Raw genomic sequence first — 11,921 nt, forward strand, 5'->3', positions numbered from 1 at the left:
AAGCCAGCGATAGCTGGGTATGTGCTGCAAACGCTCACATAAATAAAACTTTTCGGACACCCTCATTCACCTTCAGGTGAAAATTCGTGGGACAATAAGAAATAAAGACTTTTATGCACTCCCAATTTCGAAAGACTTTTATAAGAGAACAAAACTTAGACCTTAAAAAACACAAGCACTAATGATTCTTTGGAAATAAAATTTCCCAATTCGCTAATTATTTGTACTTTTGTAATTGAATAGCATTCAATTTACAACCAAATGAAAAAACAACTACTCTTTATCAGTGCCTTAGTGCTTGGCTCTTTAGGTTGGGGACAGCGAAAACCTATCAAAGTAGCTTGCGTAGGCAACAGCATTACCTACGGCTATGGCATCGAAAATCGCGAACAAAACAGTTACCCATCAGTGCTACAACGCTTGTTAGGTAAAGGTTATAAAGTGGAAAATTTCGGTCATTCAGGAGCGACTTTGCTCAGCAAGGGGCATCGCCCGTACATCCAACAAGAGGAATACCAAAAAGCCCTTGCTTTTGCAGGCGATATCGTCGTTATTCACTTGGGTATCAACGATACCGACCCACGTAATTGGCCTAACCACCGCAATGATTTTGTAAAAGATTATCTCACCCTTATCTCTTCTTTTAAAAAAGCAAACCCTAAAGCGCGCATCATCATCGCACGTATGAGTCCGCTATCACATCGCCACCCTCGTTTTGAGTCGGGTACACGTGATTGGCACGCCGAAATACAACAAGCCATTGCGCTCGTTGCCCAGCAAACAAACGCCCAGCTCATCGATTTTCACGAGCCGCTGTACCATTTCCCACAAATGCTCCCCGATGCCGTACACCCCAATGCACAAGGGGCAGCTATCTTGGCGCAAGTAGTCTATGGAGCTATTACAGGCGATTATGGTGGCTTGCAACTCCCTGAAATCTATTCCGATAATATGGTATTGCAACACGGGCAATCGTTACCCTTGCACGGTATCGCCAATGCAGGGACTAAAATCACTGTAACAATAGGAAATCAGCAACTCAACACCACTGCCGATAGCAATGGCAAATGGCAAGTAACCTTAGCACCACTTGCAGCCAAAGAAACTTATACTTTGCAAATTACCGCCGGTAAAGAAAAACGTGTTTTTAAGAATGTAGTAGCTGGTGAAGTGTGGCTTTGTTCAGGACAATCAAATATGGAGTTTGAAATGTTCCAAGCCTCAACGGGCGAAAGAGATATCCCACAAGCCGAAAACCCTAATATTCGATTGTTTGATATGGAAGCCCGTTGGCGCACTGATAATGCTAACGCTTGGGAACTTTCAGCTTTGGATTCTATCAATCAGTTGCAGTACTATAAACCTGCACAATGGGAAGTGTGTAGCCCCAAAACCGTACGTGCCTTTTCGGCTGTAGCCTATTATTTTGGACGTCGCCTCCAAAAAGAGTTGAATATGCCTATAGGGCTCATCTGTAATGCCGTAGGAGGATCGCCTACCGAAGCGTGGATAGACCGCCGTACATTGGAATACGACTTTCCGCGTATCCTCAACAATTGGCGTGAAAATGATTTTATAATGGATTGGGTGCGCCAGCGTGCAGGCGAGAATATCGCTAAAGCTACCGATAAATTACAGCGACACCCCTACGAACCTGCCTATCTATTTGAAGCCGGAATATTGCCCTTGGCACAGTATCCTATCAAAGGAGTGATTTGGTATCAAGGTGAATCTAACGCACATAACAAAGAGGCACATAGCAAGTTGTTTCCCTTATTAGTGAAGAGTTGGCGCACCGAGTTCGGCAATTCGCAGCTGCCTTTCTATTACGTACAGCTATCGAGTATCAACCGCCCGTCGTGGGGTTGGTTTAGAGAAAGTCAGCGCCGATTGATGAAGGTAGTGCCTCACAGCGGAATGGCAGTGTCCTACGACTATGGTCACCCCACCGATGTACACCCAAAAAACAAACAACCCATAGGCGAGCGTTTAGCACAATGGGCTTTAGGCGATACGTATGGCAAAAAAGTACTCCCTTCAGGACCTTTGTTCCGTTCAGCAACTTTCAATGGAAAAGTCGCTACGGTTGCTTTTGATTATGCCCAAGGAATGCACTCCGCCGATGGCAAAACATTGCGCGGTTTTGAACTTTCTAATGGTAATGGAATTTTCTATCCGGCAACAGCCGAAGTTATAGGAGAAGCAATAAAAGTGACAAGTGAAGAAGTAAGTAATCCCAAAGCTGTGCGCTATGGCTTTAGCCCCGTTACCGACGGCAATTTAGTAAACGAAGCCAACTTGCCCGCCAGTACCTTCACAAGTGAACCCTAACACCTGACACCTATCCCCTGACACCTGACACCTGCTCATAAACTTTCATCAATTCTTGAAATACAGCATCATCGGTAAAGCGTTGTGCATAGTGGTAACCCTCGGTAATCATTTGATTGCGCAACGCCTCATCGGTAGTGATGTTCACTATAGCCTCGCGTATTTCAGTAGCCGCTCGGTCTAAATTCACATAAATAGAATGAGCTCCTCCTGCTTCGGAAAAACAACTGCCCTTAGAAGTAATGACGGGCGTTTTAGAAAATAAGGCTTCTATGATAGGAATGCCAAAACCCTCAAACACTGAAGGGTAACAGAACATAGTTGCCAATTGGTAAATAATCGCCAATTCTTCCATTGATACACCACTGAGCAACTGCACGCGCTCACTGAGGTTATGCGACTCACAATACCTCTTTATCTCCTCGTAGTATTGAGTGGGCTTACCTACCAATACGAGCGACATATCTTCAAGAGGTTCAATCGCTTTCACTATTTCGAGAGCATTTTTGCGAGACTCTATAGCCCCCACATTCAGCACAAAACGCTCAGGGAGTCGGTATTTTTGGCGTATAGACACTTTTTCATCTTTAGTATATATTTGTTTAAACGCCTTGTGACAACCCTGATATACCACTGTAATTTTCTCTTCAGGAACACCCAAATAAGAGATGATATCGCGTTTTGTCTGTTCGCTAATAGCGATAATATGCTGGGCGTTTTGGGCAGCATAAAGAAACTTTTTATAGTGAATTTTTCTATCGAAATACGAATACCATTGGGGGTAACGCATAAAAATAAGGTCGTGAATCGGCACCACCGTCGGCAAATGCTGAGCGATACCTTTAGGAATTTCTCCCGAAAGCCCGTGATAGATATCTATAGGTAGTTTTTTAGCTATATCAGTGATTTTCAAACTGCGCCAAAGACTTTTAAATTTGCGCCAGAAGAAAGATTGAGGAGTGATTTCAGTAGTATTTTCATCAATTTTCACTCCTAAAAATTTGCGTTTTTGAGGGTTGAATAAGTACAAATGACCAACCTTATGCTCTTGGAGCATACGAATCAAGTCGCGACTGTAATTACCCAAACCGCGAAAGTTATGAAAAGCCCGTTTGGCATCAAAAGCTATGTTCATCCGTTAAAAAAATATCATATTGTTTTATACAATCTGTGTAAATCCAGCAGCGCCAGCTGCCAATTCGTGAGATAATATTGTAAATAATATAAAGGATTTTATGCAATCTGAAATTCGTGAAAATTTGTGAAATTCGTAGGAGAGTATTTACTTTATTTTTTCTATGAAATTCAAAAACCGTGTATTCCAAATTGGTGTAGGTTACAAATTCTAAAACTAAACCTCACAAGTAATAATTACCAAAAGCTGTCTAAACCCTTAGGCAGCCTTTTGTATAACAATCCCCCTCCGAGATTCTCCTAGTTTCTCCGAGATTCTCCTAGTTTCTCCAAGACACTCCCCCCCTTATCACAACATCACCGTCAGGTGAAAATTCGTGAGATTCGTGGGAGACTTTTTAAACATCAGCGTTTCTCAGATTCCCTCAGAGTACCCCAAAACTCATTTCCCTGACACCTATCCCCTAAACCTCGCCGCAAAGATACAAATAATCAGCAAATTGGCAAATTAGCAAATTATCCGTACTTTTGCACCCCGAAATAAACTGAAGAATGCGAACAAGATCAATAAAAAAGAATACTATCAATGTGGTAACCCTTGGTTGCTCTAAAAACGTGTATGACAGCGAAGTGCTAATGGGGCAATTAAAGGCTGGTGGTAAGGAAGTAGTACACGAAAAAGAAGGTAACATAGTGGTTATCAACACTTGTGGGTTTATCAACAACGCCAAAGAAGAGAGCATCAACACTATATTGGACTATGTACAGCAAAAGGAAGCAGGATTAGTGGATAAAGTCTTTGTAATGGGCTGTCTCTCCGAACGTTATAAACCCGATTTAGAAAAAGAAATCCCCGATGTCGATCAATATTTTGGAACTAGCGAATTGCCCGCTCTGCTCAAAGTTCTCGGCGCCGACTATAAACACGAACTCATAGGTGAACGACTCACCACGACACCTAAAAATTACGCCTATCTTAAAATATCCGAAGGATGCGACCGCCCTTGCAGTTTTTGTGCTATACCACTAATGCGTGGCGCTCATATCTCTACCCCCATTGACGATTTGGTAACCGAAGCCGAAAAACTCGCCGCCAAAGGGGTGAAGGAACTCATTCTCATCGCTCAGGATATCACTTATTACGGCTTAGACCTCTACAAAAAACGCGCTCTTGCCGACCTATTGCGCGCCTTGGTAAAAGTTGAAGGCATTGAGTGGATACGCATTCACTACGCCTTCCCCACAGGCTTCCCGATGGACGTGCTTGAGGTGATGAAAACCGAGCCTAAGATATGTAATTATTTAGATATCCCACTGCAACACATTTCCGATAAGATTCTCACCAGTATGAAACGCGGTACCACCCAAGAGAAGACTACCAAGCTCCTCAAAAAATTCCGAGAAGCAGTCCCCGAAATGGCAATCCGCACAACCCTAATTGTAGGTTACCCTGGCGAAACCGAAGAAGATTTCCAAAAACTAAAAGATTTTGTTAAAGCAATGCGTTTTGATCGCCTCGGTTGTTTCACTTATAGTCACGAAGAGAATACCACAGCCTACGAGTTAACCGACGATGTCCCCGAAGAAGTAAAGCTACAACGTGCCAATGAAATTATGGAATTGCAATCGCAAATAACGTGGGAATTAAACCAAGAGAAAGTAGGTAAAACCTTCCGTTGCCTCATCGACCGCAAAGAAGGCAACTATTTCGTAGGACGCACCGAATACGACTCCCCCGATGTCGACAACGAGGTACTTATCGACGCTAAAAAACACTATGTGAAAATAGGCGATTTTACCGATGTCAAAATTATAGAGGCTGCCGACTACGATTTGTACGGAGAGCCCGTCGCAATTTGTTAAAATTTACTAATTGACAAATTTGCTAATTGACAAATTATTCATATCTTTGCAAAAAAATATAATACAGAAATCCATATATGAAAATAGCAGTCATAGGCACTGGTTATGTAGGTTTAGTATCAGGCACTTGCTTTGCCGAAATGGGCAACAAGGTAACCTGTGTAGATGTCAATACTGAGAAAATAGCAAAACTCAAACAAGGAATTATCCCTATCTACGAACCTGGATTGGAAGAGATGGTGCTGAGCAACGTAGCTCATCAAACCTTGTTTTTCACAACGGATATAGCCGAGGCTATCAAAGATGCCGAGGTCGCTTTTATAGCTGTAGGAACTCCTATGGGCGATGATGGGTCAGCCGATTTGCAATATGTGCTTTCAGTAGCCCAAGCAATAGGCGAAACTATGCAAGGAGAGCTCATTGTAGTCGATAAATCTACCGTTCCTGTAGGTACAGCCGATAAAGTACGTGCTACCGTACAAGCTGCCTTAGATAAACGCGGTGTGAATTACAAATTTCACGTAGTATCCAACCCCGAGTTTTTAAAAGAAGGTAAAGCGATTGAAGATTTTATGAAACCTGATCGCGTGGTAATAGGAGCGGATAACGAATACGCTTTCAAGAAAATGAAAGAACTCTACAATCCGTTTTATATGCAAAACGATCGTATGATCACAATGGATATCCGCTCAGCCGAAATGACCAAATATGCAGCAAATACAATGCTCGCCACCAAAATATCGTTTATGAACGAGATTGCCAATATCTGTGAGCGTGTAGGAGCCGATGTGAACAAAGTGCGTATCGGTATAGGTTCCGATAGTCGTATAGGCTACAGTTTTATTTACCCCGGTTGTGGCTATGGAGGCTCTTGCTTCCCCAAAGATGTATTAGCTTTAAAAAAATTAGCCGAAGAGGTAAATTACAAAGCCAAATTGATAGAAGCCGTCGACGATGTAAACAACCGTCAAAAATATGTAATTGCTCAAAAAGTAATCGCTCACTATGGTGAAGACCTCAGCGGCAAAACCTTTGCTGTATGGGGGCTCTCATTCAAACCTGAAACCGATGATATGCGCGAAGCTCCTGCAATTTATATCATTAAAGAATTGGTGAAACGAGGTGCCAAAGTACAAGCCTACGACCCCAAAGCCGTTCACGAAGCCAAAGTATGTTACCTAAAAGATGTTGAGGTTACTTATGTAGAGAGCAAATACGAAGCCCTAAAAGGAGCTGACGCCTTGCTTTTACTCACCGAATGGAAAGAATTCCGCGTCCCCGATTTTGATGAAATCGCCAAATTACTAAACGAAAAAGTCATTTTCGATGGTCGCAACCAGTACAACGCCTTTGACTTACCCCAAAAAGGATGGAAATATATACAAATAGGAGTTTAATAGTTAGGTGAGAGTTCCCACAATTCCTATAGCACAAACTTTGTCAAAGTCTCAAACTTTGACAAAGTCTAATGAACTGATAATCTGTTTTATAAAATTACCAGTATCATCTGAATTTCTCTGAGCCTCTCTGAGACCACTGATAAATCACATTTAAATTCTGCATTTGCACAATGAAAATATTAGTAACAGGTGGCGCTGGCTTTGTAGGTTCAAACCTTTGTGAAGCCTTAGCCAACAACCCTCAAAATGATGTCTATTCATTAGACAATTACTTTACCGGAAGCCGAGACAACCACGTGGCGGGAGTAACCTATATAGAAGGTAGTACCGAACACATTTTCGAGCTCATCAATTTCACCCCCGATTTAATATACCATTTAGGAGAATACTCTCGTGTAGAACAAAGTTTTGACGATATCGATAAAGTGCTTCTGTTCAATAAAATAGGAACTTTAAAAGTGTTAGAGTTCTGTCGTAAACACAATTGTAAATTAGTATATGCAGGCAGTAGCACTAAGTTTGGCGATGGGGGGATTGGCAAAGACCAAAGCCCTTATGCGTGGAGCAAATCCTCTAATACCGAACTGATTATCAACTATGGCAATTGGTATAATTTAAATTATGCCATTGTATATTTCTACAATGTCTATGGCAAGCGCGAAATACGCACAGGCAAATACGCAACCCTCATCGCCCTCTTTACCGAGAAAATGAAGAAAGGCGAACCTCTAACAGTAGTGAGCCCTGGTACCCAACAGCGCAATTTCACCCATATAGACGATATAGTTGATGGATTGCTATTAGTAGGACAAAAGGGCAAAGGCGATGGCTACGGCATAGGCAGCCCCGAAACCTACACAGTCCTCGAAATAGCCCAACTGTTTGGAGGAGAGATACAAATGCTCCCCGAGCGCAAAGGCAACCGTATGACCGCCGAAGTTGTTACCAAAAAAACAGAAGCCCTCGGCTGGAGAGCTAAGAAGCATATAAAAGACTTTATAGAAAAACTAAAGAACTAACAGCTTGAGAAAAGGGGAGAAGATAAATTTATCGTAACTATAGGAATAACAGTGACGTAATCGTTAAAATACCTTTACTTCACTGCTCCCATAGCTCCCAAATCACCCGTGTAGCTCGCACCTCATAAAACTTTCTCATTTTCAAACCTATAGACAAAAAATCTCTTTCTGCCTAAAAAATATTTTCATAAATTCGTAAATATTTAAAATATTTTTGTACCTTCGCGCCTCAAAAACATTTTAACACCTTTTAACATTTACCATTTATGATGAACTTTTTAACACTCAAACAATTCTCCCCTAAACGTTTGCTCAAAGGAGACGACTATGTAGAAAAAGAAACCGATAGCATCCACAATGCCCTATTCCTACCCGTGACTATTGTCTCTTCATTTGTATACTATGCCGCCCACACCGATATCGAAAACAAAATCCTCTTCTATTTAGCTGGCGTTTTTGGAGTTGTCTACTACATTCTCGTTAGGCTCGTCTTCACCTATCGTTTGCAAAAACACTTAGCTCTAACAGTACCTAACTATCAGTTCAAGTGGAGCTTATGGTACGTCAATTGGAAAGACGAAGCTCTACAACAAGCGTGGAAAGAAAAACTACAAGCTGTGCGTAAACGCGGAGATCTCACTAACGAAAAACATCTGCGAATACTCCACACTTACCAATGCCACAACACCGCACACTGGGCTTATGCAGGGCTGTTCCTACTCATAGTCATAGGAATCTTTTGCGCATTTCTATTAGCAACTACCAAATCCCACCACAAACTCACCGAGTTCAACCGCAACCGACGCCGAGCACTCTCCGCAAGGGTACAACACTTAGCAAAAACCTCTACCGATAACAACCAACTCACCCTCAAAACATTGGTATAACACCCCACTAAACAAATATACTAAAACTTCTAAAAAAACTACACATTCAACCTATTTCATAAATAAACATAAGTGTTATCCAAAATAATTTTGTATATTTGCGCCCTAAATATTACCTATCTTGTCAACATATACCATATATTTAAAAAACGACAAATCTTATTCTTGTGATGAGAATACCTCTTTGCTAAGAGCCGCCTTAGATAACGATATCAGTTTAGAATATTCGTGCTTTGAGGCACGTTGCAGGAGTTGCCGTGTAAAAATACTTCAAGGCAAAGTTGAGAATTTGCAAGACGAAAAAGTGCTTACAGCAGAAGAAAAAGCAGCGGGCTATGTACTCTCGTGCAATGTAGTACCTAGATCAGAAGTAATATTAGATGTAGAAGACTTGGCAGTAAAATTGCCTAAACCACAAGTTACACCTTGTAAAATAAATAACATCACTGTACTTACTCCTAATATTGTAGAAGTAGTATTGCGCTTGCCCCCAAAGATAGTCTTTCAGTTCTTGCCTGGGCAGTATGTAGATATTATCAGAAACGGACAAAAACGCAGTTATTCTATCAACCATAGCCAATGTGAAGCCAATGAACTAAGACTCTTTATCCGTAATTATGAAGGAGGTTTATTTAGTCAGTACTGGTTTAACGAAGCCAAACCTAACGACTTATTACGAATGGAAGGCCCGCTGGGTACTTTTTTCTATCGCAATAATCCCAATTGTGAGGAGATTGTACTGCTAGCTACAGGTACTGGAATCGCACCTATAAAAGCAATTTTAGAACAGCTGCAATCTACACCTGAATTAACAACTCATAAAAAAATATGGTTATTTTGGGGAGGAAGAAAGAAAGAAGACCTCTTTTGGCAACCCAAAACAACACTACCTAATTTCACCTATATACCCGTACTCTCTCGCGAAGAGCAGTGGCAAGGGGCTAAAGGTTATGTACAAGAAATAGCATTACAGCAGCCTATCCATTGGCAAAAAGCACAAGTATACGCTTGTGGTAGTGAAGTGATGATACAAAGCGCTCAAAAACTCCTCTCCGAACAAGGACTAAAAGAAGAAAACTTCTTCGCCGATGCCTTTGTTTAACCCCATCAGCGCAAGCTGAAAATATTCGTGCCAATTCGTGCAATTCGTGGACAAAAAAACATCAGCGCAAGCTGAAGTATTCGTGCAATTCATAAACTTAGAGGTCAAAAACCTTATCATTGCAACCTGAAAAATATTCGTGCCAATTCGTGAAATTCGTGGGCGAAAAAAAAACATCAGCGCAAGCTGAAAATATTTGTGGTCAAAAAATAATTCGATATAAAAACACTATGAAAGCAGTAATATTAGCAGGTGGTCTCGGTACACGCCTCAGTGAAGAGACCGTTGTAAAACCCAAACCAATGGTAGAAATAGGAGGAATGCCCATCTTATGGCATATCCTCAAAATTTATTCACATTATGGCATCAATGAGTTCATCATCTGTTGTGGCTATAAAGGCTATATCATCAAAGAGTATTTTGCCAACTACTTTATGCACCAATCGGATATCACTTTCGATATGGCAAACAACGAGATGCACGTACACCAAAAACGTGCTGAACCGTGGAAAGTAACCCTCGTAGATACAGGAGAACACTCTATGACGGGAGGACGCCTTAGAAGAGTATTGCCTTATATAGCCAATGAGGAAGCCTTTTGCTTTACCTATGGCGATGGGGTAGCTGATATTGATATTGCTAAATTACTAGCTTTTCATAAAGCTCACGGCAAGCAAGCTACCCTCACTTCTGTCTACCCCCCAGGTCGCTTTGGAGCTTTAGATATAGTAGACAATCAGATTATGAAGTTTCAAGAAAAGCCGAAAGGCGATGGTGCTCTCGTAAACGGAGGGTTCTTTGTCCTTTCACCCAAAGTGATAGATCGCATCAAAGACGATAATACAATTTGGGAACAAGAACCTCTCAAAGGATTAGCTGCCGACGGACAGCTGATGAGCTACAAACACGAAGGTTTCTGGCAACCAATGGATACCCTCCGCGATAAAATGCTCTTAGAAGAATTATGGCAAACCAATAAAGCTCCTTGGAAAGTATGGTAGTAGGAAAAGTAAATCCTCAATTTTGGAAAGGAAAACGCGTACTTGTTACAGGGCACACTGGATTCAAAGGGTCGTGGCTATCCCTATGGCTACAGTTGATGGGAGCCGAAGTAAAAGGATTTTCATTAGCTCCTCCTACCCAGCCCGCCCTCTTTGAAGTCGCTAAAGTAGGTGACAATATGCAAACCGAAATAGGCGACATTCGCAACCTCCAACAGCTATCACAAAGCATACGTGCTTTCAATCCCGATGTGTTATTACATTTAGCTGCTCAACCTTTAGTGCGACTTTCCTACAAAGAGCCTGTAGACACTTATAGTACCAATGTAATGGGTACTGTAAACGTTTTGGAAGCAGCTCGATATGCCCCTCAGCTGAAATCGGTAGTTATTATCACTACCGATAAGTGTTATGAGAACCGAGAATGGGAATGGGGCTATCGTGAAAACGAACCTATGGGCGGACACGACCCTTATAGCAATAGCAAAGGCTGTGCTGAGTTAGTAGTCTCTGCCTATCGTCGCTCATTTTTTTATACTAACGATACCGCAGCTGTAGCCTCAGCCCGTGCAGGTAATGTAATAGGAGGAGGTGATTGGGCTGACGACCGGTTGATACCCGATATCTTGCGAGCTTTTGAGCAACAACAGCCCGTGATTATCCGTAACCCCCTCTCTACACGTCCGTGGCAGCACGTATTAGAACCCCTCTCAGGCTATTTAGTATTAGCTGAACGCTTGTATAATGAGGGCAATGCCTTTGCCGAAGGTTGGAATTTTGGACCTAAGGACGACGATTGCCAGCCCGTGCAATGGATATTAGAAAAAATGGTACAATTTTGGGGCGAAGGAGCCCATTATGAATGGGACAAGAGCGAACAGCCTCACGAAGCTAACTTTCTAAAACTCGACTGTTCCAAAGCTGCTACCCGACTCAAATGGCATCCTCAATGGCGACTCGCCGATACTTTAGAAAAAATCGTCCATTGGCATCGCGCGTGGCTACGAGGAGCAGATATGCAAACCCACTGCCTTTACGAAATCAAAGGCTATATGGAATCCTAAAACCATCAGCGCAAGCTGAAATATTTGTGCAAATTCTGTAATTATAGGTCAAACCCCCATCATTGCGATCAGAAACATTCGTGTAAATTTGTGAGATTCGTGGGCGAAAAAATATCAGCG

Annotated in this window: 9 protein-coding genes; 8 read left to right on the plus strand and 1 reads right to left on the minus strand. The window is 42.0% G+C overall.

The features are described from left to right. The first annotated feature begins 261 nt into the window (after positions 1–261). A complete protein-coding gene (locus tag HMPREF9073_RS05495; RefSeq protein ID WP_009413011.1) occupies positions 262–2,331 on the plus strand; it encodes a GDSL-type esterase/lipase family protein in 2,070 nt (689 codons plus the stop codon). A gap of 10 nt (positions 2,332–2,341) precedes the next feature. Here the strand turns inward: HMPREF9073_RS05495 and HMPREF9073_RS05500 are convergent, their stop codons facing one another. Beyond that, positions 2,342–3,466, minus strand: a complete 1,125-nt coding sequence (locus tag HMPREF9073_RS05500; protein WP_009413012.1) for a glycosyltransferase family 1 protein — start codon at positions 3,464–3,466, stop codon at positions 2,342–2,344. 551 nt (positions 3,467–4,017) lie between these two features. On the opposite strand from HMPREF9073_RS05500, the gene rimO reads away from it, so the two are divergent. The 7 genes from rimO to rfbG all read left to right on the plus strand — a co-directional run bounded on the left by rimO (position 4,018) and on the right by rfbG (position 11,801). Continuing rightward, on the plus strand, positions 4,018–5,328 hold the full coding sequence (rimO, locus tag HMPREF9073_RS05505; RefSeq protein ID WP_009413013.1) for a 30S ribosomal protein S12 methylthiotransferase RimO: 1,311 nt from the start codon (positions 4,018–4,020) through the stop codon (positions 5,326–5,328). 77 nt (positions 5,329–5,405) lie between these two features. Beyond that, positions 5,406–6,725 carry a UDP-glucose/GDP-mannose dehydrogenase family protein gene (locus HMPREF9073_RS05510; protein WP_009413014.1) on the plus strand — a complete coding sequence of 440 codons (1,320 nt, stop codon included), beginning with the start codon at positions 5,406–5,408 and terminating at the stop codon, positions 6,723–6,725. Between the two features lie 173 nt (positions 6,726–6,898). Continuing rightward, positions 6,899–7,747 (plus strand): NAD-dependent epimerase/dehydratase family protein, encoded by an 849-nt coding sequence (locus HMPREF9073_RS05515; protein WP_009413015.1) that lies wholly within the window; start codon positions 6,899–6,901, stop codon positions 7,745–7,747. Positions 7,748–8,013: 266 nt separating this feature from the next. Then, positions 8,014–8,634, plus strand: a complete 621-nt coding sequence (locus HMPREF9073_RS05520; protein WP_009413016.1) for a cytochrome c oxidase subunit II transmembrane domain-containing protein — start codon at positions 8,014–8,016, stop codon at positions 8,632–8,634. A 121-nt stretch (positions 8,635–8,755) separates the two neighbouring features. Continuing rightward, positions 8,756–9,736, plus strand: coding sequence for a 2Fe-2S iron-sulfur cluster-binding protein (locus HMPREF9073_RS05525; RefSeq protein ID WP_034555465.1), 981 nt, complete (start codon positions 8,756–8,758; stop codon positions 9,734–9,736). Between the two features lie 230 nt (positions 9,737–9,966). After that, a complete protein-coding gene (gene rfbF, locus HMPREF9073_RS05530; protein ID WP_034555470.1) occupies positions 9,967–10,737 on the plus strand; it encodes a glucose-1-phosphate cytidylyltransferase in 771 nt (256 codons plus the stop codon). After that, a complete protein-coding gene (gene rfbG / locus HMPREF9073_RS05535; protein ID WP_009413019.1) occupies positions 10,731–11,801 on the plus strand; it encodes a CDP-glucose 4,6-dehydratase in 1,071 nt (356 codons plus the stop codon). Before rfbF ends, rfbG begins: the two co-directional genes overlap by 7 nt. Positions 11,802–11,921 lie beyond the last annotated feature (120 nt).

This window comes from Capnocytophaga sp. oral taxon 326 str. F0382 (genome assembly GCF_000318295.1).
GTDB lineage: Bacteria > Bacteroidota > Bacteroidia > Flavobacteriales > Flavobacteriaceae > Capnocytophaga > Capnocytophaga periodontitidis.